Origin of the sequence: Paenibacillus rigui (assembly GCF_002234615.1) — a bacterium.
GTDB lineage: Bacteria > Bacillota > Bacilli > Paenibacillales > NBRC-103111 > Paenibacillus_S > Paenibacillus_S rigui.
This window is the reverse complement of the sequence record NZ_NMQW01000034.1, coordinates 53,930-78,337: the sequence shown is the minus strand read 5'-3', so window position 1 is coordinate 78,337 and position 24,408 is coordinate 53,930. Positions and strand designations below refer to the sequence as shown.

General features: G+C 47.0%; 28 protein-coding genes and 1 other RNA gene. 16 read left to right on the top strand and 13 right to left on the bottom strand.

The features are described 5' to 3' along the window. Positions 1 to 186: 186 nt before the first annotated feature. From CF651_RS22160 to pfkA, 4 genes are all read left to right on the top strand, one after another. Positions 187 to 504, top strand: a complete 318-nt coding sequence (locus tag CF651_RS22160) for a hypothetical protein (protein ID WP_094017058.1) — start codon at positions 187 to 189, stop codon at positions 502 to 504. Between the two features lie 78 nt (positions 505 to 582). Beyond that, entirely contained in the window at positions 583 to 1,185 is a 603-nt protein-coding gene (locus tag CF651_RS22155) for a hypothetical protein (protein WP_245856089.1), read from the top strand. A 43-nt stretch (positions 1,186 to 1,228) separates the two neighbouring features. Beyond that, complete coding sequence (locus tag CF651_RS22150) at positions 1,229 to 2,254, top strand: tetraprenyl-beta-curcumene synthase family protein (RefSeq protein ID WP_094017110.1); 1,026 nt, start codon at positions 1,229 to 1,231, stop codon at positions 2,252 to 2,254. A gap of 32 nt (positions 2,255 to 2,286) precedes the next feature. Further along, a complete protein-coding gene (gene pfkA, locus CF651_RS22145) occupies positions 2,287 to 3,252 on the top strand; it encodes a 6-phosphofructokinase (protein ID WP_094017056.1) in 966 nt (321 codons plus the stop codon). Positions 3,253 to 3,350: 98 nt separating this feature from the next. On the opposite strand, the gene CF651_RS22140 is transcribed toward pfkA, so the two are convergent. Continuing rightward, positions 3,351 to 3,788, bottom strand: coding sequence for a peroxiredoxin (locus CF651_RS22140; protein ID WP_094017055.1), 438 nt, complete (start codon positions 3,786 to 3,788; stop codon positions 3,351 to 3,353). Between the two features lie 135 nt (positions 3,789 to 3,923). Between CF651_RS22140 and CF651_RS22135 the strand changes: the two genes are divergently transcribed. The 3 genes from CF651_RS22135 to CF651_RS22125 all read left to right on the top strand — a co-directional run bounded on the left by CF651_RS22135 (position 3,924) and on the right by CF651_RS22125 (position 5,490). Then, on the top strand, positions 3,924 to 4,130 hold the full coding sequence (locus CF651_RS22135; protein ID WP_094017054.1) for a DUF3906 family protein: 207 nt from the start codon (positions 3,924 to 3,926) through the stop codon (positions 4,128 to 4,130). Positions 4,131 to 4,212: 82 nt separating this feature from the next. Next, positions 4,213 to 4,764, top strand: a complete 552-nt coding sequence (locus CF651_RS22130; protein ID WP_094017053.1) for an NADPH-dependent FMN reductase — start codon at positions 4,213 to 4,215, stop codon at positions 4,762 to 4,764. A gap of 27 nt (positions 4,765 to 4,791) precedes the next feature. After that, entirely contained in the window at positions 4,792 to 5,490 is a 699-nt protein-coding gene (locus tag CF651_RS22125; protein ID WP_179232934.1) for a uracil-DNA glycosylase, read from the top strand. A 74-nt stretch (positions 5,491 to 5,564) separates the two neighbouring features. On the opposite strand, the gene CF651_RS22120 is transcribed toward CF651_RS22125, so the two are convergent. The 6 genes from CF651_RS22120 to CF651_RS22095 all read right to left on the bottom strand — a co-directional run bounded on the left by CF651_RS22120 (position 5,565) and on the right by CF651_RS22095 (position 10,068). Continuing rightward, positions 5,565 to 6,758: a putative glycoside hydrolase gene (locus tag CF651_RS22120; RefSeq protein WP_094017051.1), complete on the bottom strand. Its 1,194-nt coding sequence runs from the start codon at positions 6,756 to 6,758 to the stop codon at positions 5,565 to 5,567. Positions 6,759 to 7,003: 245 nt separating this feature from the next. After that, the gene (gene tatA / locus CF651_RS22115) at positions 7,004 to 7,255 is read right to left on the bottom strand and encodes a twin-arginine translocase TatA/TatE family subunit (protein ID WP_094017050.1); all 252 of its coding nucleotides are present in this window, start codon (positions 7,253 to 7,255) and stop codon (positions 7,004 to 7,006) included. Between the two features lie 119 nt (positions 7,256 to 7,374). After that, entirely contained in the window at positions 7,375 to 7,569 is a 195-nt protein-coding gene (locus tag CF651_RS22110; RefSeq protein WP_094017049.1) for a hypothetical protein, read from the bottom strand. A gap of 145 nt (positions 7,570 to 7,714) precedes the next feature. After that, positions 7,715 to 8,539 carry a YitT family protein gene (locus tag CF651_RS22105; RefSeq protein WP_179232933.1) on the bottom strand — a complete coding sequence of 275 codons (825 nt, stop codon included), beginning with the start codon at positions 8,537 to 8,539 and terminating at the stop codon, positions 7,715 to 7,717. 189 nt (positions 8,540 to 8,728) lie between these two features. Beyond that, positions 8,729 to 9,475 carry a DUF4247 domain-containing protein gene (locus tag CF651_RS22100; protein ID WP_094017048.1) on the bottom strand — a complete coding sequence of 249 codons (747 nt, stop codon included), beginning with the start codon at positions 9,473 to 9,475 and terminating at the stop codon, positions 8,729 to 8,731. Positions 9,476 to 9,534: 59 nt separating this feature from the next. Then, positions 9,535 to 10,068: a DUF4178 domain-containing protein gene (locus tag CF651_RS22095; RefSeq protein WP_094017047.1), complete on the bottom strand. Its 534-nt coding sequence runs from the start codon at positions 10,066 to 10,068 to the stop codon at positions 9,535 to 9,537. Positions 10,069 to 10,345: 277 nt separating this feature from the next. On the opposite strand from CF651_RS22095, the gene cshA reads away from it, so the two are divergent. The 4 genes from cshA (at position 10,346) to fsa (ending at position 14,119) form a co-directional block, all read left to right on the top strand. Continuing rightward, positions 10,346 to 11,929 (top strand): degradosome RNA helicase CshA, encoded by a 1,584-nt coding sequence (gene cshA / locus CF651_RS22090; RefSeq protein WP_094017046.1) that lies wholly within the window; start codon positions 10,346 to 10,348, stop codon positions 11,927 to 11,929. A gap of 319 nt (positions 11,930 to 12,248) precedes the next feature. Continuing rightward, complete coding sequence (locus CF651_RS22085; protein WP_094017045.1) at positions 12,249 to 13,130, top strand: DUF624 domain-containing protein; 882 nt, start codon at positions 12,249 to 12,251, stop codon at positions 13,128 to 13,130. 76 nt (positions 13,131 to 13,206) lie between these two features. Next, positions 13,207 to 13,387: non-coding RNA, 6S RNA (gene ssrS / locus CF651_RS22080), on the top strand. Between the two features lie 75 nt (positions 13,388 to 13,462). Then, positions 13,463 to 14,119: a fructose-6-phosphate aldolase gene (fsa, locus tag CF651_RS22075; protein ID WP_094017044.1), complete on the top strand. Its 657-nt coding sequence runs from the start codon at positions 13,463 to 13,465 to the stop codon at positions 14,117 to 14,119. Positions 14,120 to 14,376: 257 nt separating this feature from the next. Here the strand turns inward: fsa and xylB are convergent, their stop codons facing one another. Together xylB and CF651_RS22065 are read right to left on the bottom strand one after the other, a co-directional pair. Beyond that, positions 14,377 to 15,903: a xylulokinase gene (gene xylB / locus CF651_RS22070; RefSeq protein WP_094017043.1), complete on the bottom strand. Its 1,527-nt coding sequence runs from the start codon at positions 15,901 to 15,903 to the stop codon at positions 14,377 to 14,379. 129 nt (positions 15,904 to 16,032) lie between these two features. Next, the gene (locus CF651_RS22065; RefSeq protein WP_094017042.1) at positions 16,033 to 16,518 is read right to left on the bottom strand and encodes a GNAT family N-acetyltransferase; all 486 of its coding nucleotides are present in this window, start codon (positions 16,516 to 16,518) and stop codon (positions 16,033 to 16,035) included. Between the two features lie 267 nt (positions 16,519 to 16,785). On the opposite strand from CF651_RS22065, the gene CF651_RS22060 reads away from it, so the two are divergent. Beyond that, positions 16,786 to 17,175 carry a DUF1499 domain-containing protein gene (locus CF651_RS22060; RefSeq protein WP_094017041.1) on the top strand — a complete coding sequence of 130 codons (390 nt, stop codon included), beginning with the start codon at positions 16,786 to 16,788 and terminating at the stop codon, positions 17,173 to 17,175. A gap of 105 nt (positions 17,176 to 17,280) precedes the next feature. Here CF651_RS22060 and tpx read toward each other — a convergent pair whose 3' ends face one another. Continuing rightward, positions 17,281 to 17,799, bottom strand: a complete 519-nt coding sequence (tpx, locus tag CF651_RS22055; RefSeq protein ID WP_094017040.1) for a thiol peroxidase — start codon at positions 17,797 to 17,799, stop codon at positions 17,281 to 17,283. Between the two features lie 100 nt (positions 17,800 to 17,899). Here tpx and gltC point away from each other — a divergent pair, with 100 nt between their 5' ends. Then, entirely contained in the window at positions 17,900 to 18,796 is an 897-nt protein-coding gene (gltC, locus tag CF651_RS22050; protein ID WP_094017039.1) for a glutamate biosynthesis transcriptional regulator GltC, read from the top strand. 78 nt (positions 18,797 to 18,874) lie between these two features. Here the strand turns inward: gltC and CF651_RS22045 are convergent, their stop codons facing one another. Beyond that, on the bottom strand, positions 18,875 to 19,561 hold the full coding sequence (locus CF651_RS22045) for a zinc metallopeptidase (protein WP_094017038.1): 687 nt from the start codon (positions 19,559 to 19,561) through the stop codon (positions 18,875 to 18,877). Positions 19,562 to 19,583: 22 nt separating this feature from the next. Then, entirely contained in the window at positions 19,584 to 20,015 is a 432-nt protein-coding gene (locus CF651_RS22040) for a helix-turn-helix domain-containing protein (protein ID WP_094017037.1), read from the bottom strand. A gap of 476 nt (positions 20,016 to 20,491) precedes the next feature. Between CF651_RS22040 and CF651_RS22035 the strand changes: the two genes are divergently transcribed. Genes CF651_RS22035 through CF651_RS22025 form a run of 3 tightly spaced genes read left to right on the top strand, consistent with a single transcriptional unit; the run spans position 20,492 to position 23,773 of the window. Further along, positions 20,492 to 21,892: an ammonium transporter gene (locus CF651_RS22035; RefSeq protein ID WP_094017036.1), complete on the top strand. Its 1,401-nt coding sequence runs from the start codon at positions 20,492 to 20,494 to the stop codon at positions 21,890 to 21,892. 53 nt (positions 21,893 to 21,945) lie between these two features. Then, entirely contained in the window at positions 21,946 to 23,025 is a 1,080-nt protein-coding gene (locus CF651_RS22030) for a DUF294 nucleotidyltransferase-like domain-containing protein (RefSeq protein WP_094017035.1), read from the top strand. A gap of 10 nt (positions 23,026 to 23,035) precedes the next feature. Continuing rightward, positions 23,036 to 23,773, top strand: a complete 738-nt coding sequence (locus tag CF651_RS22025) for an exonuclease domain-containing protein (RefSeq protein WP_094017034.1) — start codon at positions 23,036 to 23,038, stop codon at positions 23,771 to 23,773. A 149-nt stretch (positions 23,774 to 23,922) separates the two neighbouring features. On the opposite strand, the gene CF651_RS22020 is transcribed toward CF651_RS22025, so the two are convergent. Then, complete coding sequence (locus CF651_RS22020; protein WP_179232932.1) at positions 23,923 to 24,387, bottom strand: M67 family metallopeptidase; 465 nt, start codon at positions 24,385 to 24,387, stop codon at positions 23,923 to 23,925. Positions 24,388 to 24,408 lie beyond the last annotated feature (21 nt).

Sequence of the window (24,408 nt, the reverse complement as noted above, 5' to 3'; positions counted from 1 at the left end):
CGTTTTCACAAAATCATCGTTCTAGTATAGCACACAACTTAGGACTGTGAAGCGAGAAATTTTGCAGCGCACCACTGGGCAGAAGGCACTGCTTCATGGTACATTAATCTTTATAGGATCTGGATTGAAGCTGAGCTCTTTTCTGCTCATGCTTATTTTGTTATCAGAAGAAAGGTGGCTAAGACCATGACCTGGGCATTTGTTATTGACGATCGTCTCGGGATTCCGCTGCCGCAGTTGGATTTGGAATGGGAACAATATTCCGATAGAGACCGTTCTGAAATATTGCTCCGCTGGGAAGAAATACGGGGAACGATTCCCGACCAAGTCAAGCGATTAGAGCAAATCATTATAAAAAAACAAGGGCAGCTGAATGTCGAGGAAAACTTTAAGCTCTCTTGTGAACTGAACAGTGAAATTGCAGAATTGGCCGCAACGATTAATGAATTGCACTTGTGGTTCAGAGTGAATCAGGATATTACAGCATCGGCTTCCCATCATTAATATTAAGAGTGGGATTTGTCGAATAATTGTAATATAATATACGTTATGAGTTTTACAGGAAGTGAAGGTGAAGCTGTTTTGTCATGGACTGAAGCCGTTGCTAGAATAGGTCGTATGCTGGCGGAACATCGTCCCTCCCTCTACCCGACGGAGGAATGGGATGATTTGATCGATATTAGAATCTCGAAGCTGTCTTTGGATGGAGCTGGAGCGGATTCGGGTAAAGGCGATGACGGCCAAGCTGTTAAATCCGTCCTTCACTTATGGAATGAGAGTCTGGATTTGTCCCATGAGCTGTCCCAGGATATGCATACGCCGCTGGGGAGCTGTTTGCATGGAATCATGCACCGTATGGAGGGCGACTACAGCAATGCGAAGTACTGGTTTCGTCAGGCCGGTTCTTTACCTGTGCACTCTTCCTTGCTAGAGCAAGCCAAAGCGTTATTCCCAATCGGAGATGGGGAACGAATCGGCAGCGTTACTCTGCGATCCCAGCTGGAGAGGCTTGTGAGCGCGTCTGCCTGGGACTCGCTATTGTTCGTTGATGCAATCGCTCATCAAGTCACCGTTGCGCACGACGCGGCAGCGGAAGAGCTGCTGCTGGAGCTGCAATGGGCGGAACTCAAATTGCTTCTTCAGTATGCTATTCAACAGTCCGGGGGGGAATCGCTTGAGCTCTGAAGCTAGTCCTACTTCACTAGTCCCCCGCACTCCCGTGCAATTGATGATGCGAGTGTACCGTTACGTGCTCCCGGAGGTTCGTGAACAGCTTCGGTATTGGCGTTCAAAGGCGGATCGCATGCCTGATCCTGAACTGCAAAAGCAGGCGATAGCAAGTATGACCAGCAAGCAGTTTCATTGTCAGGGTGGGGCCGTGTACGCGATCGGTAATTTGCCGATGCGGCATATCCTTATCCCGCTGATCGTTGCTTTCCAAACGATTAGCGATTATTTGGACAATTTGTGCGACCGCAGCACCTCAATGGACCCCGAAGACTTTCGCAGATTGCATCAGTCCATGCTGGATGCAGTGGATCCTGCGGAGCCTTTGCATGACTACTATGCCTTCCGGGCGGAGAAGGACGACGGAGGCTATTTGAGTGACCTGGTCAAAACGTGCCAGGCCAGTGTGAGGCTGCTGCCTTCCTATGCTTTGGTTGAGCATAACGTACGTGAGCTGGTCGGGTTGTACTGTGATCTTCAGGTGTACAAGCATATACGCCACGAGCTGAGAGAGGAAGCGCTGCAAAATTGGTGGAAGCTTCACGCATCCCGCTTTCCGACCATAAGCTGGAATGAGTTTGCTGCAGCAACCGGCTCGACCTTAGGCGTGTTTATGCTGTTTTTGGCGGCTGCGGATCCCAAGCTTAAGCAGGATACCGTAGCTGCCATTCATGAAGCTTATTTTCCGTATATTTGCGGATTGCATATATTGCTTGATTATTTGATCGATCAAGAGGAAGATGAGGTCGGCGGTGATCTGAATTTTTGCAGCTATTATCAAGGGATGGACCAAACGATTGACAGGATTGCTTTGATTGTCAGGGAAGCAAGGGAGAAGGCGAGTCATTTGGAGACGCCCTCTTTTCATCGCATGATTATCGAAGGTCTGCTTGCGCTCTATTTGTCCGATCCTAAAGTAAGCAAGCAAAAGCAAGTGAAACAGGTATCGCGGGAGTTGATGAAGGGGAGCCCGCTTATGCGGTTGTTTTTCCTTGTCAACAGTATGTGGGTTCGTAAAACATCGTAACAGCAGTACCATTTTTGAGGAGGAAGCCATACATGTCAGTTAAAAAGATAGCCGTACTCACAAGCGGCGGAGATTCGCAAGGAATGAATGCGGCCGTTCGTGCCGTGGTACGCAGCGGGTTGTTTCATGGTCTGGAAGTTTATGCGGTACAGCGCGGTTATGCCGGTTTGATCAATGACGATATCCGTCAAATGGATCTGCGCAGTGTGGGTGACATCATTCAGCGTGGGGGAACCATCCTTCAGACGGCTCGATGTAAAGAATTTATGACGCCTGAGGGTCAGCAGCTAGGTGCGGACAATCTGCGTAAAAGAGGGATCGACGGACTTGTAGTTATCGGCGGCGACGGATCCTATCAAGGGGCGAACAAGCTGAGTAAGCTCGGAATCAAAACCATGGGGCTTCCGGGTACGATTGATAACGATATTCCATTCACCGATTTGACGATCGGGTTTGATACGGCTGTCAGCATCGTTGTAGATGCAATCAACAAGCTGCGGGATACGATGAGCTCGCACGAACGTTCTTCTGTCGTTGAAGTAATGGGGCGTCATTGCGGTGACATTGCGTTGTATGCCGGTTTGGCCAGCGGTGCGGAAACGATCCTGGTGCCTGAGGTGCCTTATGACCTGGATGAAGTCGCACAAAGGATGGCAGGAAACTTCGAGCAGGGCAAGCGCCATAGTATCGTTCTTGTTGCCGAAGGTGTGGGTAAGGGCGAAGATATCGCGAATGAAATTACGAAACGCAACGGAATCGAACCGCGTGTGACCGTTTTGGGTCATATTCAAAGGGGCGGAGCGCCTACGCACAACGACCGTATTTTGGCAAGCAACCTGGGTGACTTTGCCGTCCGTAAGCTGATTGAAGGAGATTCGGGCAAGGCTTGCGGTATTATTAAGGGCGAGTTGACGGTTACCGATATCGATACAGTCGTTCACTCCAAAAAAGAATTTAACCTCGAGCTGTATGAATTGGCGAAGCGTCTTTCCCAATAAGCTTCGGGGACATATAAATACAAAAGAAACATGCAGCCAAGCCTGGTAGAAGGGAATAGGGCTGCATGTTTTTTTGCATCATCGTTGTTTCTGCCGGATTACCTCTGCTCTTGAAGTGCAGCTATGATTTCCTGGGTAGGACGGTTGCCCTTTCTTGCATAGGCTATTCGCCCATCCTTGTTAATGACATACACGATGCGCTGCTGCCCGAGCAGAAACATTTTACCGACATCATACAGCAGGCGAATTCGTTCTTCTGTATCAGATACTAGTGGGAAATCGTAATGATGCTTGGCTGCAAACTGCCGGTGTTCGTCCAGCGAACCGGGGTTAACCCCTAGAACAATAGCCTCCTGCTGGGCATAAAGAGCCTTGGAATCGCGTACATTACAGAGCTGCTTCGTGCAAATCGGTGTCTCGTCCTTTGGATAAAAAATGAGAACAATCGGCTGCCTGCCCAAATAATCATCCAATCGGATGGGGCCTTGCGTGCTCACAGCCTCAAAGGACGGTGCTTGTTGACCGACGGAAAGCATGGCATAGTACTCCTTTCAAATACGGTGATAAGACCATTGTGCCGTAAGCAGAAAAGACATGCAAGGGGGCTTCGCTTCTGTTACGATAGACAGGTGGCATGTTAACGACTACAACGCCCGGGAGGATTTCAAATAATGTATATGTATAAGCTTGAGGTTGAACTAAAGGAACAGACAGCGCATGTCATTGTAATGGCGGAGAATGACGAACAAGCCTTTGATTATTTGGAGGAGCACCTGGTCCGGCATTTTGTATATAACCCGGAGGTTGTTGAAGCAAGCATTATTGAGAAGAAGAGGGCGGTTAAAGGTTCGGGCTATGTCATCGCGCCTGAAGTTTAAAAAGAATCTTTTCCTTATATTGACTTAGTATATATTGTATACTAATATGTATGTAAAGTGATAAGTCAAAGGAGTTTTTTTCATGAGAATAACTATAGTGTCCGGAAGCAACCGCAAGCAAGCGACAAGTACGCAATTATCTGTTTATTTAGCCAAGGTTTTGGAAAGCAACGGCGTGAAAGCGACATTGATTGATCTGAATGCGGCTCCGCTTCCTTTTTACAGCCCGGACGTGGAACACCGTGACGAGCATTTAAATGCTTACAAAAAAAGCTTGAACGAAGCTGACGGTATTGTTCTGGTTACGCCTGAATACCACGGAGCACCGAGCGGCGTTCTGAAAAACGCACTGGATCATGTAGGCTTTGAGCAATTCGATGGAAAAGTAGTGTTGTCCGTGAGCTCTGCCGGTGGTGCCGTAGGCGTGAGCTCGCTGCAGCAGCTGCAAACGATCGTTCGTAATGTACACGGCGTGAACTGCCCGGAGTGGATCTCGATTGGTGGAGAGCAAAGAGCCTTTACACCGGAAGGAGAGCCGGCCGATAGTAAAACGAAAGATCGGGTGCAGCGCACGGTTCTTTATTTCTTACAGATGGTCCGTACGTTCCGCAAAGAGGAGCAGCCGCAGGATTAAGTAATCAAAGCTTTGGAGTGAATAGGAATCATGTCGATATTAAAGAACGATTGGGCGGAGCTTCTACAGGAAGAGTTTGAACAACCTTACTATAGGGAGCTTCGCCAGTTTCTGAAGGAAGAATACCAAACACGTACCATTTATCCTGATATGCATGATATTTTCAATGCGCTTCATCTGACTTCTTATGGGAATACGAAGGTGGTCATTCTAGGCCAAGACCCGTACCATGGTCCGGGGCAGGCTCATGGTCTCAGCTTTTCGGTGAAGCCCGGTGTGCCTGCGCCGCCATCCCTGCAAAACATGTTCAAGGAGCTTCGTAACGATCTCGGCTTCGACATTCCGAATCACGGACATTTGGTCCATTGGGCTGAGCAGGGGGTGCTTTTGCTGAATACCGTACTTACCGTGCGTGAGGCAACACCGAATTCCCATAAGGGGATGGGCTGGGAACGGTTTACGGATCAGGTGATCCGGAGCTTAAATGAGCGCGAAAAGCCGGTCGTGTTCATCCTATGGGGAAGTCATGCGCACCAGAAGGCGCAGCTCATTACGAATAAGCGCCATGCCATTCTCCGCTCCGTGCATCCGAGCCCGTTGTCGGCTCACCGGGGCTTCTTCGGCAGCAAGCCATACTCGCAGGCCAATGAATTGTTGCAGCATGCGGGGGAAAGCCCGATTGACTGGTGCATCCCTAGCTTGGAAAAAGTATCGCTTTCTTCCTGAAATGTATCCGCATCGTAAAAGGCTTCTCCCGAGTCAAAGTTCTGACGAGGGAGAAGCCTTTTGCTGTCGAGCATTTAAGATTTATTATAATCAACATCCGGTGTATACGTGTTGACGGCGTTCCAGAGGAGGAATTCATCGACGCCGTTGTCCTTTAAGGCACGAATCTGCTCTTCAATCTCATGTTTACCGTATTTGATATAGCCTGGAACCCATGAGGCCGTAAAATCCTGCAGCCAAGGACGAATCACCGGCTTCAAATTCCCGATAGGTTCAAGCTTTTTGAAAGTATCTTTCATGGCTCCATTGATGGTAACATAAGGCGCGGCGTCGGGAACCTTGGCTCCAAACCAGCCTGTGCTGTAATGACTCGGGTAAATCATGGGAGAAATCACGTCGACATTCTCGGAAATTTTCTCAAAATCTTGCCCGATGCCTTCGGCTGCCGGAACCGATGCAGCATAGCCGAATATATCGACAGATACTCTTACACCGAGGGGTTCGAGCTGTTCCCGGGCATACTTCACAAATTCAGCGACAGCCTGAATTCTTGTCCGCTCGTCTTTATCGTATTTCAAGCTATCCGATCGTTTCTCGAAGCCTTCCGGAAACCGTACATAATCAAACTGAATTTCCTTAAATCCGGCCTTAGCCGCTTCTTTGGCGACCTTGACATTGTAATCCCATACTTCCTTTTTGTAGGGGTTTACAAAGCTGTCAGGTGTAGCTTTACCATTGTTCCATAGCGTACCATCGGGATTAATAAACGATAATTCCGGATGCTTTTTGGCAAGGATGGTGTCCTTGAACACGACAATACGGGCAATCGGATACACTTGATGCTCTTGCAGGGTAGAGATGAGCTTCGACATATCGGGAATGATTTTTTGTGTTGTTTCCATAGCTTCAAGCTCCGGATTGTCCGTCTTGTAAGTGATGTAGCCCCAATCATCCTTAATATCGACGACAACCGAATTCAACTCCGTATCGTCCATTAATTTCATAAGCGTGTTCAATCGGGAGCCCCCTGCACTGTGAGCCGTCATGTAGACACCTTTCACCTTGGGAGCATCCTTTTGCGGGTCTTGTTTGTTGACAGGTTTTAAATAGTCATCGCCTGCCGTTCCTGAAGCGGTCGTACTTGTTTGTTGAACAACGGCATTTTTCGAATCAAGGGAAGCCTGCACCAGCTGATCGAAGCTGACATTCGGTTGGTCGGCGTTCACCTGCCCCATAACCATAAGTAAGGAAGCGAGTAAGAGTTCCATGCTTTGTCAATCTCTCCTTGCAACAATAATATGTTCCATTATAATAAAAGAGCTGATAGGTTAATAGAGAACATTGACGCATTTTGTTGATATTTGGTGCCGTTTTTATTTATGTACACGCAGGCGGTGTATTTCTTAGGCTGTCCTCCGCATCTTTATTGGATTCCATTCCGATTACAAAAGCGACAGAGGACTAAAACACATAAAAAAACCATCTCCGCTTTCTTAAGCGAGATGGTTTAACTTTATTGTTTAGTCTGGTTCCCGTTGGAGTTATCGTGGGCGATGACTTCAGGGCTTGCAGTATTCAGCTCTTTTTTAGGCGCTGGAGCCGCTTCGTCGTTCGATGAAGAATTGCCGCCTCCGGTTGTCGCATCCTTAAATTCACGGAACATTTTACCAAAACCGCGTCCGAGCTCAGGTAATTTGTTAGGTCCGAACAGTAATAAAGCTACGAGCGCAATTAGTATAATATGCCATGGAGATAAAGCTCCCATGTAATACACCTCCGATTTTGGTTAACATATGTATCATACCACGTATTTATCAAAAAATTAATGCGAAATTATTACGAAACCATAACATTTTTTTGGAAACGGTAAAATAAAGACGCCCCTTAATGAAGCAAGGCGTCTTTTTGATGTTCAGAAATGCTGTATTGAATAATTTCCATAGCGTCTTCAGTTTCCAAAGCTTCAAGCCCGTTACGAAGTACAATCTCAAAATCGAGCTCCGATCGCTTAAGAAAAGGATATAACTCGGGAGTCAATCTCATTACAATCGCCGATAACTTTACTGTTTCCACAAGCATCACCCTTTCTCATCATCTGTTGGAGAGGATCAGGCTAGACTTTCAGGAGTCGTACAGGTAAAGCGTGAGGAGTTGAATGAAATTACACCTTCAATTATATCATACGTGGAGAAAAAATGAATGGATTAAATTCTCATTCCTCAGTTTAACCTCGCCTAAATTGCCCCATAATGCCTATCGTTTCGACAATATTTACAAACGCATCCGGATCCGTATTACGGATCATATTGCGTAAATCGATGAGTTCATAACGTGTCGTGACAGTCATGAGCATATGCTGCGGCTGCTTGGTATAGGCTCCCTCGGTATTGACGATGGTGACACCCCGATGAACCTTCATCAATTGTTCTACCAGAGGTTCTTTATTCCGGGTCATGATGAAAACCGTCACTTTTAAATGGCGTGTATGGATCATATCAATGACCTTCGCCGTAATGTAGATGGACAGCATCGAGTTAAGCGCAAGATCCCAATTATTTTTGTAATACCCTAAAGCGAGAATGACCAGGCCATTCAACATAAAAAGGGAGGTGCCCAAAGGGAAATCGCGTTTCTGGGTTACGATCGAACCAATAATATCGAAGCCGCCTGTAGACCCGCCAACCCTCATCGAAATGCCTGTGCCGACTCCTATCAGCACACCTCCAGTGACTGCAGCCAAAATATCGTTTTGCGCAACGGGGATTTCCGGAATGATGTGCATAAACCAAGTAGTAAAAATGACAGAGGTCACGCTAAGCAAAATAAATTTTCGGCCGATTCGGAGCAAGCCCCATATAATTACTGGGAGATTGCTTAATAAATAGAGGAAGGCGATATTCCAATTTGTAAAATAACCGACCATCATCGATATACCTGACAGTCCCCCGCTCAAAATTTGTCTCGGAATCAGGAATAAGTTAAAGCTGGCTGCAACCAGCGCAGCGCCAAGAACTGTAATGCAGATGGGAAACACCCATTGACGGAACACGACGGTACCCTCCGCTTCTTGCCTCTAGAGGCTGATCTATAGAATCTTACTCCTATTATGTGCCTAGAGTATCGGAAGGCATTCCAATTTCATGAAACGCGGGTAAAAGAAAAAGCTTCTCATCGGTTCAAATTTCACCCTTGAGAAGCTTTTGGTATCCTTTTCAATATGAAGCGCATTGATGAGGCGTTATTTCTTCTTAAAGGACCCTGACCTCGTACTCGTACTCGGCTTGGAGCCCGAGCTGCTATTCGAAGGCGCTTTATAGGTCGGGGTAGAGCCGTCGCTTTTCCGGCTTGAGCTGCTGTCGCTGCTCGGCGTGGTTGGTGTAGTTGGTGTAGTTGCTTTGGAAGGGCTGCTGCTGAAGCTGCCTTTCCTTTCCGTCGTAGACGGTGCCGGTGTTGAAGGCTTGCTGGTTGTACCGCTGCCCGAAGGGCTTGGCGCAGTCTGGTACTTCCCGTAATCATCATAACGTTTGGTGGATGTATATCCCCTATAATCGTATCCTGCGCCGCGGCTGTTGTTAAACCAACCGCCTCCGAAAAGCGATTGAAGCAAAGATGCTGCAACGTAGCCTTGAAGAAACGAGGAGTCATAATTTTGCTTCGCATACTCAATAGAATCAAGCTCAACTAATGTATTATTTGCGTTGCTCGGGTCTTTTTGCAGGTTAATAATTTTGTCATCATAAACAAGAAACATCTGGTCTTCGGATTCTTTGCTTACCTCTTGAGGTTTTTCGTTGTCAGCCAGCTCTTTTGCAACCGTTGGAACTGTTTTGCCTTCCACGGAATAGATTTTTGCGGTCGTTTTGCCTTGTCCTTGCACATCAACTAGCGAATAATTATCTTTAATATAATTGCTGGCACTTCCGCAGCCGACAAGCAAAGTGAAGACCAGGAGGATCGATAGCCATTGCAGTGCTCGCTTTTTCATTCGTCGCTCACCTCCATCCGTACCTTCCTGCATGATTCGTTCTTTCATATGGTTGCAGCTTATCGGCTGCCTTTCATAAATTTGATTTGCCCGGCAGGTGTCTTCGTACCTTCCATTGCTACGAATTTACCGTCCTGCCACTGGAGGAAGAAGTATCGTCCCTCTGAGCCGAAATAGCGCCACATCATGACTTCGTCATTTGCACGAAAGTCCGTATTTCCATCAGCACGAACCATATCGCTTCGCTGGTGCTCCAAATTGTACGTTACCTCTCCGTTCACATCCAGCTCGGTAGGCACATCATTCGGGCTATCCAGGGATCCTTCGACGAAGATGCAGTTAAAGCATTCATAAGTTCGGCCCTTTTCGATTAACAGGCAGGATACCGAGCTGCCATTTTGTAAATAATAAACAAAGCGGTGGGGAGGAAAGCCGCGGTCAAAATAAACTAATTTCCCTGAAACGACGTACTCCTCAAGGTCCATATTTATAATATCTCCAACTTGTGTGTCTTCCATCGGGTTCGTTACTTTGGCCGGGGGTTGTTCTTTATTGCTCTTAATAATAGAACCGACTCTTTTCCAAATCGACATGGGCAAACGCTCCTTTAGATGAATACCCGTCAAAAGGGTAATGTTTTGTTCATTATACCAATTATATACGAAAAAGCGGAAGTTCAGGTTTCATTCTGAAATTTCTGGAATATCGATTTCGTTTGTGGTATAATACTAAAGATATTCTTAAGTACGGCCTTGCGTATTTAATTACGAATGCTTCGGACGCATTTTGCAGATACAATAAAAGGATATAGGAGTCGCACTTAAGGGTATAAACACAAAAGAACCCTATTTAAAAGGAGATTGAAATCATTTGAAAAATTTCAGCGAATTCGGACTAGAGCCTAAGGTATTGCGTGCCATTACCGAGATGGGCTTTGAAGAGTCGACACCGATTCAAGAAAAAGCGATCCCAATTGCGATGGAAAATCGTGACATGATTGGGCAAGCCCAAACCGGTACGGGGAAAACTGCGGCTTTTGGGATCCCATTGGTTAACAAAATTGATGTAAAAGAAGAAAAGATCGTTGCTTTGATCATGTGTCCAACACGTGAGCTGGCTATTCAAGTAGCGGAAGAAATTGAAAAGCTGGGCAGATTCAAAGGAATTCGTTCTTTGCCGATCTACGGTGGTCAAGACATCGTAAAGCAAATTCGCGCTTTGAAGAAAAGACCGCAAATCATCATCGGAACGCCTGGACGTTTGCTCGACCACATCAACCGCAAGACGATCAAGCTGGAAGATGTACAAACCGTTATTTTGGACGAAGCGGATGAAATGCTGGATATGGGCTTCATGGAGGATATCCAGTCCATTCTTAAGCTGGTTCCTGATGAGCGCCACACGATGCTGTTTTCCGCAACAATGCCTACCAACATTCAAAGGCTGGCTCAACAATTTTTGCGTAATCCAGAGCATGTGTCGGTAATCCCTAAGCAAGTAAGCGCACCGCTCATCGACCAATCATACATCGAGCTGCAAGAAAGACAAAAATTTGACGCATTGTGCCGTTTGCTTGATATGGAAGCTCCTGAGCTTGCTATTATTTTCGGCCGTACGAAGCGCCGGGTTGATGAATTGGCTGAAGGCTTGCAAAAGCGCGGCTACACTGCTGAAGGCTTGCATGGCGACTTGTCCCAGAACCAACGTGATAACGTAATGCGCAAATTCCGTGATGGCAGCATCGACGTCCTTGTAGCAACGGATGTAGCGGCTCGCGGATTGGACGTTTCGGGTGTAACACACGTCGTAAACTTTGACCTTCCACAAGACCCTGAAAGCTATGTTCACCGTATTGGCCGTACTGGCCGTGCAGGAAAAGAAGGGGCGGCTTACACGTTTGTAACGCCTAGAGAGATCGACCACCTGTACTTCATTGAGAAAATTACGCGTCACAAAATTACAAGAAAACCAATCCCGAGCTTGGCTGAAGCTATCGAAGGTAAACAAAAAATGACAGCTGAGCGGATTCTCGAAGTGCTTGGTAAAGATGAGCACAACGAATTCAAAGGCTTGGCTATCCAATTGCTTGAGCAGCACGATTCCGTACATTTGCTTGCTTCGGCACTTAAACTGCTGACTGGCGATAAAAAGGAAGTCAATGTTGAATTGACGCCGGAAGAGCCGCTTCGCGCTAAGAAAAGAAGAAATGACGTTCGCAGCTCCGGACGCAAGCCATCCGGTCCATACGGAACGGCTAGCGGAGCGCGTCGTGACGGTGGAAGACCTTACGATCGTGATCGCAACAGCTCTTCCCGTCCTCCACGCAGAGACGGAGGCGGCAGCAGAGACTATGCTTCCCGCGGCGGACGTTCTGAAGGTCGCGACTACCCGCGTGACCGTGGCTTCAACCGTTCGACTTCTTCCCGTTCCAACGAGGAAATGGTTAAGAACTAAAAGGGATATCAAAAGAAAAGGTGAAGCCTCATGATTGAGCTTCACCTTTTCTTTTACCATTTATATTAGTAGCCAAATCCTCCTTGAAGAACAATGACCAACAGGATATACAGTACTAGTATGGTACCAGTTGTCGTCCAGAGAACTGCATGGGACATGGAGCTTACCTCCTTTGCTTTGTCATTACCGGGTGGTAATATACTATATGTCTACGGGCTAATTACGCATAGACGGCTACCTAGATCTATGAAAATAGGCTATAATATAATCCATACACATCGAATACGAACAACGCAGTTTACTGAGGAGGGTGTCTTTTTTGGAATTTAGAGGCATTATGGGAGGCTTTTATCGCATTTCGGAATGGATCATGCGGCTATCCGTAATCAATGTATTATGGGTAATATGTGCGATACCCTTTTTCTTGCTAGGCTTAATGACTTTACAAACTGAGACAGTTGATCAACTATTATCGACATTAATTATTGTAGCTGTCGTATCACCATTCACCATATTCCCGTCTACAGCAGCTATGTTTACCGTAGCTCGCAAGTGGATGACGGGTGAGGAAGATGCCCCTCTGTTCAAAACTTTTTTTAGAGGCTACAAGGAGAACTTCAAGCAAAGCGTGCTCGGCGGATTAATCTATGTATTGCTGGGTGTTATTTTATACACGAATTTCAAGTTTTATGGAAATCAAACAGGTTCCTTCGGTGTACTCCGATTCCTGGTGTTGACGCTTACAGTATTGATTTCCGTCTCGTTTTTCCATTTCTTTTCCATTATGTCCCATCTTCACATGAAGCTGTTTCAAATTATTAAAAATGCGTTATTAATATCTATTGGACATCCCATTCGTTCCATCTCCATGATTGCTTGTAATGGTCTGGTCATTTACATCAGCTTGACCAAGTTTACATTCCTTATCCCGTTTTTCATGGGCAGCTTGATCGCGATTATTTCGTTCTGGCACTTTAACCATATATTTGGGCGATTGCAGATGAAGCAGCAGGAGCTGGCCGAGAAGGAAGCCGAAGCTAATAAGGAGCAGCTGGAAGCGTTGGAGGATGGAAGTGAGCCGGAACGGCTGACTGATCAAGCCAAAGCGCTGGAGGAACGTACAAGCACTGATTCCAAAGCAACGGTTCAAGATGTGGATCAAACCCCGGCTGATGGAGATAATAAGCAGCACAAGGGGTAAAATCCTGGTTTGGCAGCAAGTAACTTGGGATCGAGGTTTACTTTCGCGAAAGAAACTCTTATAATAGGAATACAACAAAATCCTGCGATGTACGTTTCGGTTTTAAGTTGTTTTGAACCAATGACTGTTTCTTGGGAGACCTATATTGAATCGTTGCTGACATGCCCTCGAAAAGGGACTTCAAATGCGGTTCTGCGGACACCCACCTGCGAGAGCGGGTTTGAAACGCTAAATCGGACGGCATATGCGGGTTTTTTTGCGTCCAAAAACTGAAAATCATTCGTTTTTTGGTTTTGGGCTTATTATGAAAAGGATAAGGAAGGGTGACAAGCTTGAAACTGTTTATTGACACAGCTAACGTTGAAGAGATTCGCAAAGCGCATGATCTGGGAGTTATTGCAGGGGTCACGACAAACCCTTCCCTTATTGCCAAAGAAGGCAGAGATTTTTTTGAAACGGTAAGAGAGATTGTTTCCATCGTAGGGAACATTCCGATCAGTGCCGAAGTGATCAGCCTTGAGTCCAAGGAAATGGTAGAACAAGGCCGCAAGCTTGCTGAACTAGGTGAAGGTATCGTAGTGAAGGTGCCTATGACGGAAGAAGGGCTTAAAGCTACGAAAATTTTTACCGGGCTCGGGATAAAAACGAATGTGACGCTTATTTTCAGCTCGACTCAAGCTTTGCTTGCTGCACGTGCCGGGGCTACTTACGTGTCTCCCTTCATTGGACGCTTGGATGATATTAACCAGGTGGGTATGAACTTAATTAAAGAAATCAGTGATATCTTCAAAGTACATAATATTTCCTCGGAAATTATTGCTGCTAGCGTGCGTCATTCCGCGCATGTCATTGAAGCGGCGCTTCTGGGTTCCGATATTGCAACTGTCCCTTATAAAGTGATTCAGCAAATGATCAAGCATCCGTTAACGGATGTGGGGATTGAAAGGTTCCTTGCAGATTGGGAAGGCGCAAAGCTGAGTCAATTTTAATGTCTGGTATGAATGAAATAGAGAGCCTGTGGAGGAACGAATTCCTCCCAGGCTTTTTTCTGTGACGTAAAGAGGATAGCAGGCATGGAGCACAATGAAGGCGGAGGACACTTTGGAGACATGACAGTCTCAACCTATGATGCATAAACTGTAGAGGAGAAAAGAGGCAACGTAGGAACCGAACAATCCTGTAAAGAAAAAAAACACGGTACTCCGAAGAGTATCGTGTTCTTAGGGCATCTAAGGCAGGCTTCGAATTAAACCAAGTCGCTCAGTTGATGCAGTGTGGATTTCAGTGTAGGGTATAAGGTTTTATATACATCATAATACTGCTGGTAGAGTGCCTGGCTGTCTGGATTCGGTTCTACGCGATCTACGACCTGAATCCAACGCTCGCATAGGTCGCTGATGTCTTGGCCTAGAACGCCGGATGCAGCCATTACAGCAGCGCCATAGGCAGGGCCGTCTGTGGAATTGACCGTGACGACAGGATAGCCGAATATATCCGCAATCATTTGACGCCAGAACAAGCTGCGGGCACCTCCGCCATTTACTCGAAGCTCCTTGATTTCAATGCCGGACGCCTCGATGAGCTCCATCGAATCCCTTAAACCGAAAGTAATGCCTTCCATCACGGCACGTGTCAGGTGGGCTTTGGAATGACGCAGGTTCAAGCCAATGAACCCGCCGCGTGCTTTTGGGTCCGGGTGAGGCGTACGCTCACCTGTCAAATACGGCATGAATAATAAACCTTCGCTGCCGATTGGTGCTGTCTCTGCTTTGGCTGTGAGAATCTCGTACACATCCCTGCCTTCGGCTTCAGCTTGCTGAAGCTCCTCAAAGGCCAGATGGTTTTTCCACCATTGGAACGAGCCTCCGGCCGCCAGCATGACACCCATACGGTGCCATTTGCCAGGCACGCCGTGACAGAAGGAGTGCAGCCGGCACTCCGGATCAACTTGATAGGTGTCGTCGTGAACGAATACGACACCGGAAGTGCCCAGCGCGACAGATGCGATGCCCTGTCGCACGACCCCGACGCCGACCGCGCCGCAGGCTTGGTCGCCGCCGCCGGCAACGACTGGCGTACCGACCGCCAGTCCAGTCCGTTCCGCCGCGGCCGGCAGGAGATGGCCGGCCACGTCGTTGCTCTCATAGAGCGGCGGAAGCCATTCCATAGGAATGTTCAGCCGCTCGGTCACTACCGGCGACCATCTGCGGTTCGCCACATCCAAGAGCAGCGTGCCGCTTGCGTCTGCCATGTCCATACCGAAGGCGCCTGTCAGCTGGAGGCGCACATAGTCCTTCGGCAGCATCAAATGCGCCGTACGGCTGTAGTTTTCCGGCTCGTGATTGCGGAGCCAGACGACCTTGGGCGCAGTGAAGCCTGTCAGCGCCTTGTTGCCGGTAAGGCGGCCCAGAGCCTCACGGCCGCCTACCGCTTCCTCGATCCAGTCGCACTCTGCAGCGGTGCGCTGATCACACCAGAGCAGAGCAGGGCGGACAACCTGAAGCTCACGATCGAGGAATACCGACCCGTGCATTTGCCCGGACAATCCAATGCCTGCTACTTCTTGGCCTGTAACACCAGACTTGCTCAGCAATGCCTGGATGCATGCAGCTGTTCCCTGCCACCAGTCCTCAGGATGCTGCTCCGCCCAGCCTGGTTGAGGCTGAAGCAGCGGATATTCAACGCTGTGGCTGGATTTCACCGTGCCTTGATCATCAACCAAAATACATTTTACTGCGGAAGTACCCAAATCAATGCCTAAAAAGTATGCCATGGTTCCACCTCTTCTAAAGTTTGTTTAATAGTTACTTTGTTTAATGAATAAACAAATGGTTGATACTATATATTCGGAGGTGGAAGGCAAAATCCTGCTGGTGTTTTAAATCATTTTTTGGAATTAGGGTCATAAAATGAGCTTCATTTCGTGCCAGGCAATACCTGCATGTCCTGAAGCGGACGGTTTAACATAAACGAACCCTGCTCTTTGGTAAAAGTGGATTAAATGCTCCTCGCACATGAGCAGTACATGTTCCAGGTTGTCTTGCTTGGCTTGTTGGATGACCGCGTTCAACAGCTCATATCCGATGCCATGACCCCGAAAATCAGCATCTACAGCTACGGTCAGCAAGCAAAAGTTGCGTCCATCCTGATCATAACCGGACATTTGCTTCATGCCTTCGTCGGACAAGTCCTCGTGATTCAGCCGAATGCCATTGGCTACGCCTACGATTTGGTGATCTTGCTCGGCTACTATAAAGTAAGGATGAAATAAGCGAAAACGTTCATAAAATGCATTCAATGACGCAGCGGCCTCCAGGGGATAGGAGGCTTCCTCGATCTTGTAAGCCTCCTGCACCTCAGCAATAGATTGGGCGGTTCGGATAAGCATAGGTAATTCTCCTTGAAATTGAAGTTATTTGCTTGCGCCTTATTGCGCTGTATAATTTTAGCTCTATTCATGGCCGTCCTATATAGGAATAATGTCCCAATGGAATGAGGAGGGAATATCTGTCATTCATTTGTAATATTTCTTCATAAAACGTTAACAATCATGTCAAAAATGTGAAATAACTCTTTCTCTGCAAGGCAAACAATGATATGATTAAAGATAGTGTTTACCGGATATTGTATTGTACTTCTATGAGGAGGGAAGGCTTTGTTAAAGCGAACCTTAATCGGCCTTATTCGCAGCCATGAAACAACTGGGGAGAAAGCGAAAGATCCGGCTTTAAAGACCCGATACTATAAACTGTCTATGGATCAGGTTTGGGATGAAGTCACGAACATGTTTAAGAAAATGAATGGCTACAAGCTTCTGCATGAGGTCAGGAGTGTGGGTGAGATTGTAGTCGAACGGAGAACGGTAACGGGCCGGACTCAAGATATTACCCTAACCTTGTTTGCGATTAACCCGCTGAAAAGTGCAGTCGATATTTATTCGGCTTCGAGAGGATCGTTAGGTGATCTCGGGTCGAATTATCGAACGATTTTGGAAATATACAAACAGTTGGATAAACGACTGGCCGCTCATAAAATAGACCAATAAACATAAAAAACATCGGGATTAGCCTTGGGCCTCTCCCGATGTTTTTCTATGTAACAAGGACTGACCTTTCCTTTAAGCTGAGGCGGTCAGAGCGCTTAAGAAGGATTAAACGAGCTTTTGAACTGCAGCTACTGCGTTCTCGTAGTTCGGGTGCTCAGTCATTTCGCCCAGGTACTCAACGTATTGGATGGTATCGTTAGCGTCGATAACGAAGATCGATCTCATCAACAATTGGATTTCATTGATCAACACACCGTAGGATGTACCGAAGTTACGGTCTTTGTAGTCGGACAAAGTGATTACTTTGTCGATGCCTGCAGCACCGCACCAGCGGGATTGTGCGAAAGGAAGATCCACGCTGATCGTGAGAACGACCACATTGTCGCCCAGCTTAGCAGCTTCTTCATTGAAACGACGTGTTTGAGCGTCGCATACGCCCGTGTCCAGGGAAGGGACCACGCTGATCAATTTAATTTTACCTGCATAATCAGCCAGAGAAACTTGCTCTGTCAAGTTTTTATTCACTTTAAAGTCTGGAGCTTTATCGCCAACTTTCAATTCCGGTCCGATCAAAGTAATCGGGTTGCCTTTTAAAGTTGCAACACCTGTACGCTCTTGTGCCATGTAGATGGGCCTCCTTATTATTTTAAGTATGATTGGTATTTCACCAAGATTTATTATAAACTTTTTAAAAGGAACTTGTCCAATCGGAAGGGGAGCAGCAGTGGAATTAAGACAGCTTCAATATTTTGTGAAAGTGGCGCGCAAGGAGCATGTAACCCAGGCAGCGGAGGAACTGCACGTCGCTCAATCCGCCGTAAGCCGGCAAATTCATCAGCTGGAAGAGGAGCTGGGTGTCCCTTTGTTTGTACAAAAGGGCCGCAATTTGCAGCTAACCTCTGTAGGCAAGCTGTTTCTTGGCCGGGCGGAAGCGATCCTGACCGAGCTTGAAAGGGCGGTCATGGAGGTACGTGAGTTTTTGGATCCGGAAGCGGGAGAAATTCGGATTGGATTTCCTCACAGCTTAGGCATTTATTTGCTTCCAACTGTCGTTGCCGGTTTCAGGCAGACACACCCGAATGTGAAATTTCGATTGCGGCAAGGAACCTATAACAGCTTGATTCGTGATGTTGTTAACGGAGAGCTGGATTTGGCCTTTATATCGCCTTTTCCGGAGCGACATGAGCATGTCACAGGAGAGCTGCTTCTTCAGGAGGAGCTATATGCCATCGTGCCTGAGGGGCATGTACTGGCGGAATATCAGACGATCCGGCTGGAGCAGCTAAAGGATGATTCGTTCGTTATGTTTAGCGAAGAGTATTCGCTTCGTAATATTGTGCTGGAAGCCTGTGCGAAGGCGGGCTTCGTGCCTCGAATCGGGTTCGAGGGCGAAGAGACGGATACGATCCGCGGGCTGGTAGCCGCGGGTGTAGGGGTTAGCCTGCTGCCCGAAATGGCGTTGACAGAGATCAGCCAGCTTCAACCGGCCAAAGTACGTGTGATCGATCCTCTGGTAACCCGAAGCATAGGTCTGATTCAGCGAAAAGGGGAAAAGCTTCCGTTAGTGGCCGAAGTTTTCCATAGCTTTTTGATGAATTTTTTCGATCCTTATAAAAAATAAGATTTTATTAAAGTCAGACTTGACTTATAAGAAAACGCCGGACCCATTAGGGATCCGGCGTTTTGGTTTGCAACGAATTTAGTCGTCGTTGCGGTTATTAAAGATCATGATGTACTTCAGCAGCTCGAGCAGGGAAATTAACGCTGCAGCAACATACGTAAGTGCGGCTGCATTCAACACTTTGGCTACTCCGCGTTCTTCATCATTCGTAATAAAGCCCTCGGCGACCATCAAATCTCTTGCGCGATTGCTCGCATTGAACTCGACAGGGAGAGTAACCAGTTGAAAGGCTACCGCCGCCGAGAAGAAGATGATGCCAAAGCCAAGCAGAAAATTAAACTGCTGGAAGAACAAGCCGGCCAAAATTAGTAAAGGTGCAACGCCGGAAGCAAAGTTTACTACTGGGAACATACGATGACGCAGCGTCAGCATCGGATAGTGTACTTTATGCTGGATCGCGTGACCTACCTCGTGGCAGGCTACCGAAATGGCTGAAATCGAATTTTCATAATAGACGGGCTCCGATAATCTAACTACACGTGACATCGGGTCGTAATGGTCTGTGAGACGCCCTTGAATCGGTTCTACGGGTACATCATACAATCCGTTGGCATCCAGCATACGCCGGGCTGCTTCATAACCGGTCATGCCGGAGTAGGTTCGTACCTCGGACCACTTGTTGAATGTCCCCTTAACGCGGAATTGGGCCCACAGAGAAAGCACAAAAGCAATGATGATCAAGAAATCCATCGGGTGAAAAAACATAGCAGCAGACCTCCGTTTATATTTAGGATAAGGGGCTTTTACCCAGTAGTAACAGCAAGGCTTCGATACAGGCTGCAGTATGCGGAGTCAGCACTTTATTCAAATTTTTCATTTGAGTCGGCTTGAGCTTGTCAAGAAAGGGCAGAATCTCTTGTGCTTCCTTTTGCAGCTGCTGCAAATGAAGCTGGAAAGATGTGAGCTTATCTGTCACGATCTCGTCTTGACCAACTTTTTTCCACAATGCGAGGCTCGCCTTGATTTCCTCTAAGGTATATTTCTCCCTCTTCATACTTTCAATACGTTTCAACCGGCTTAAGGTTTCATCGCTGTACAGCCGATAATTCGTACCGGAGCGGGTTTCCGGTTCGATCAAACCCATTTTTGTATAGTAATCAATGGTTCTGGGGCTTACATCCGACATCCGTGCCAGCTCGCCAATTTTATAAAGCTTCATATCCCCATAGTATCACCCCTGTATTAATTAAGTTGATTTCATGTAGTTCACTATTCGATTCTACCGCCCTATTAAGGTATGATCGTGAATCGTTCTTTAGTAATCATGATAACTGAAATGAAACCATACAGTCAAACGTTATGCTTTTATGCCGTACAAACAAGGGCTTGTGAATCTCTTCCTATATAAGGAAGAAAAAAATTGTTGTTCAAAACCTGACGTGTCAGATCACGTTATATTGTAGAAAGGAATGCATTAATTGATAGATTTGATAGAAATGATTACAGCATTATCATGAAAAACTCTGTATCTATAAGGAAAATCCGAATTATGAACATTGTATGTTAGGTTATTTTTCGTTTTTTTGCGTTTTTTCACGAAAACCCTATTGTCAAATACCAAAAAGCTGTATATAATGACATTAAGATTTTCAAAAGATGTTAATTAAACTAACATTAAGAAGGAAGTGGTCAGCAATGTTTAAGAAAATGCTCCTATCAACAGGCCTCATGTCCATGCTCGTTCCAACAATGGCTTTTGCGGCAGACGACAAAACACCCGCACAATTAGCCAGCGCAATTGACTCTGTATGGGTCATGCTTGCAGCAATCCTTGTTATCTTCATGCAAGCAGGCTTTGCTTTACTTGAAGCGGGTTCGACTAGGATGAAAAACGCGGGTCACGTTGCAGGTAAAACCATTCTTACTTTCGGTATTTGCGCCATTGCCTTCTGGGCAGTCGGTTTCGGATTAGCTTTTGGTGACGGTAACAGCTTTGTAGGTGAAGGCGGGTTTTTCCTGGATGGTACACAAGAGCAAATTAAAAGCTCTGTCAGCCTTTTTGCAGAATCCCCGATTCCTATCGGTATTTTGTTCTTGTTCCAATTAGCCTTTGCAGGTGTATCGCTTGCGATTGCATGGGGCGGATTCGCTGAACGCGGCAAGCTCCCGGTTTACTTCATTTTCGGTATTTTATTCACCGTTCTAATTTATCCTGTTGTTGCTCACTGGGTATGGGGCGGCGGCTGGTTGGGTCAATTGGGTATGCAAGATTTCGCCGGTTCGACCGTAGTTCACTTGCAAGGTGCAACGGCGGCACTCGTAGCAACTATTTTGCTTAAACCACGTATTGGCAAATACAATAAAGATAAAACGCCTAACTTGATTCCTGGTCACAACCAAGTATTGTCGGTTCTCGGTGTTATCATTTTGTGGATCGGCTGGTTCGGGTTTAACGCAGGTTCCACTTTGAGTGCCACAGGCGACGGATTCTTCGGTTATGTAGCCTTGACCACAAACCTTGCAGCAGCAGCCGGTGCGGTAGCGGCGCTAGTCGTTTCCTGGATGTACTTTGGTAAAGCGGATATTCCAAGTATGTTGAACGGTGTTCTTGCAGCACTGGTTGCAATCACGGCAGCTTGCGCATTCGTTTCTCCTCGCGATGCAATCATTATCGGTGCACTTGCAGGGATCATTACTTTCTTCACGGCTCAATGGTTCGAGAAAGCAGGTATCGACGATCCGATCTACGCTTTCTCCGTACATGGTATTGCAGGGATTTGGGGAACATTGTCCACAGGGATTTTCGCTCGGCCTGAATTGGCTGAGAAGGTAGCTGTTGGTAAAGCGGGTCTTCTGTACGGCGGAGGCTTGGAGCAGCTGGGTGTGCAAGCGCTGGGCGTGTTCGGTGCATTCATCTTCGTTCTTGTCGTGTCCTTCATTATCTTGGGTCTTATCAAAATTACAATCGGTCTTCGGGTTACGGAAGAAGAGGAAATCATCGGTCTGGATCTTTCCGAGCATGGCACTTACGGCTACCCTGAGCAAATGAAAAAAGCAGCGGCTCAAGGTGCAGGTGGAGCAGCAAGCACGCTTTAAGGAAAGAACGGAATCATTAAACAATTACAACATCAGACTGAAGGAGAACCCGTATGGAAAATTTCTCGTTGGAAATGGTTCGTAGTGAAATTGCGAATGCTGGGCATGTTGAGCAGCTGAGGCAATTTCGGGATCAATTGCATGAGGAGTTCGAGGGGCGTCTCCTTCTTTCCCATTCTCTTGATTGGAATAAGCAGTTGAATCAGGTGCATGATTTATTTATTGCGAGAGCGGTTCAACTGGCTCAGCATTCATTACAGCAAGATCAGGGGCTGGAGGCGCCGGTTGCATTTGCCTTCGTCTTGTTTGGCAGTGGGGGGCGGCAGGAACAAACGCTCTGGAGTGATCAGGATAATGGTTTAATCTATGAGGATTCGAATGATCCGGAGCTTGCAGCAAAGTCCGACGTGTATTTTACAGCGCTGGCGGAACGAATTAGCGATTTGTTGTTAAGGCTTGGCTATCCTCCATGCTCGGGCGAGGTTATCTGCACGAACGAGAAATGGCGCAACTCTTGGAGCGGATATCGGAGCATGCTGTACGAATGGTTGAGTGACCCGCACTGGGAGCACATGCGGTATTTGCTTATTTTTGCAGATATGCGATTGATTTATGGGGAACAGAGCCTGCCGGGCCGGCTAACGGATGAAATGCTTCATTATTGCAAGCAGCATCCGGTTATGCTGGAGCATCTGCTTCATAACACCCTTCATCACAAAATTTCTTTAGGTTTATTCGGGCAATTAATTAAAGAACGGTACGGGGAAGATGCAGGGGGCGTCGATATCAAGTACGGTGCCTATATCCCTATTGTAAACGGCATCCGGCTGCTTAGTGTAGAGGCTGGAATACGGGAAACGTCTACGGATGCCAGAATTGCCGCACTGATGGAAGGTGGATGGGTGGAAGAGGAAATTGCCCAGGATTGGCTTGAAGCTTTGTCGATTGCATTAAAGCTGCGTTCGCTAACCCCATTTCAGCTCGAGGACGGTTATTACACAACACGGGGCAAGCTGCCGGCCGATAGACTAACTAAAGAGCGCACGAGCGAACTGAAGCTTGCATTAAGAATCGGCAACGAGTTGCAAAAGTTTGTGAAGAAAAGCGTTCAAAAAGAGATGGAAAAAGGTTAGGTGAGATCCTGTGAAAGACATGAGACCTGCGGGTAGGATGTGGCATCTATACAAAATGGGCGGTATTACCCCTGCCATAACTTCGATGTTCGATGTGCAGAGCGCCCAGCAGATGGCTTTCATACGATCCATTATGAAAGAGCAGCGGAAAAATTCATTATATGATATCCCCTTGGACACGGTGGAACTGGTAGTTTTCGATTTGGAAACTACCGGTTTTTCGCCGTATAATGGGGACGAAATTATTTCCTTCGGCGCTGTAGCCGTTCAAGGGGATACCATCAAGGAAGAGGAAACCTTCTATCGTCTGGTAAATCCGAAGCGGGCTATTCCGGACAATATAACTGAATTAACGGGAATTACGAATGATATGGCCGCGAAAGCTCCGGATCTTATTAATGGATTGCATGATTTCTTGGAATTCGTTCAGCAAAAAGTGCTCGTAGCCCATGGCACGGGCCATGATAAGCATTTTTTAAATTCAGCGTTGTGGAAAACGTCCAAAATTAATTTGTCACACCGTATGCTGGATACCATGATGCTGGGAAAATGGTTGAACCCCCGCTTGAAAAGCTATGACTTGGACACAATGCTGGACGCTTATGGAATCGATGTAACAGTGCGCCACCATGCTTTGGAGGATGCGCGCATGACAGCAAGGCTATGGAGCCGGTTTATGCGAGAGATTCGTAACCGTGATATCCATACGCTGGGTGATCTTTATGCACATTTAAGCCATCATCAATAAGAGCTCCAGCCTTGGCAGTCTGCCAGCTGAAGCTCTTTTTTTACCACATAGCGCAACCAAAACCTGCTCTCCTATTGACGAGAAAAGCCATTGCTGAGCACAGTCGCACAGCTTCGGAAGGTCCAGATATAACGTTTCTCCTACTCAATTCATGTGGTTGTAATCAAACGCAAGGGCTTGAATCGGGTAAGGCTGCCGGACTCGTTTGGATGAAGCTTTTCATAGCGGTAAGCTTGCCATTCCGGTTGATCGGCATTCTGTATGGATACAATCCAATGGCTGGGCACGTCGATCCATGAGGTTTGAAGATCCTCAACAGAAGGAACCGGAGGAGCTGAAGGATGGGAATGGAATATGCCTATAATGGATTCATGGGATGGATTCGGTACGAACAAATAAGGAATGAACACGGACGGATCCATGACAAAATGCCGCCGCGGGTTTGCAGCTGTATTGGGAATCCCGACAAAACGGCGGACAAATAACGGCATTTCAGTTTGCGGCTTAGCTTCCGTGCCGAGTAAAAGACCGCAGGCCTCATAAGGCAAATGGGCAATGCAGTATTGCTCAATTTGTTGCATTAGTCGGGAGGAAATGGATATACAATCCTTCATCGCGGCGGACATCCTTGCATA